The 752-nt window shown below is 66.9% G+C and carries 1 protein-coding gene; it reads left to right on the top strand.

Annotated elements, in window-relative coordinates; genetic code table 11:
* Positions 1-752 (top strand): type VI secretion system tip protein TssI/VgrG (gene tssI / locus KUO17_RS26445; RefSeq protein ID WP_217978487.1); only part of this gene is annotated, 752 nt, incomplete at both ends.

Genomic DNA, 752 nt, shown 5'->3' with positions numbered 1-752 from the left:
CACCGCTTCGTGCTCAGCGCCGTGTACCCCGAGCGGGTGTACTGCGTGCAGTACGACGAGTCCGACCTGCACTTCATCCAGCGCCTGTGCGAAGAAGAAGGCATTCACTACCACTTCCAGCACAGCCCGCAGGGCCACGCGCTGGTGTTCGGCGACGACCAGACGGTGTTCCCCAAGCTGGCCCCGGTGGCCTATCAGCAGGACACGGGGCTGGTGGCCGACGTGCCGGTGATCAAGCGTTTCGGCCTGCGCCTGGCCACGCGCACCAGCCGCACCACGCGGCGCGACTACGACTTCACCAAGCCGCGCATCCAGCTGGAAAGCGATGCCAGCAGCGGGGCGCAGCCGGACCTGGAAGACTACGACTACCCGGCACGCTTCAGTGACCGCGAGCGTGGCAAGCACCTGGCCAACCGCGCACTGGAACGCCACCGCAGCGACTACCGCCTGGCCGAGGGCCGCAGCGATCAGCCAAGCCTGGTCAGCGGGCATTTTCTGAGCCTGACCGAGCATGCCAATCCGGCGTGGAACGACCTGTGGCTGCTGACCGAAGTGCTTCACGAGGGCAAGCAGCCGCAGGTGCTCGAAGAAGTCATCAGCAGCGACGTCACCGACCTCAAGGATGACTTCCACCAGGGCTACCGCAACCGCTTCTGCGCCACGCCGTGGGATGTGCCGTATCGCCCGCCGCTGGAGCATCCCAAGCCGCGTGTGCTGGGGTCGCAGCGGGCGGTGGTGACTGGCCCCGAAGG

The organism is Pseudomonas aegrilactucae (genome assembly GCF_019168305.1).
GTDB lineage: Bacteria > Pseudomonadota > Gammaproteobacteria > Pseudomonadales > Pseudomonadaceae > Aquipseudomonas > Aquipseudomonas aegrilactucae.
Note: the sequence above shows the minus strand (reverse complement) of the source record. Positions and strands in the feature narration are given on the sequence as shown.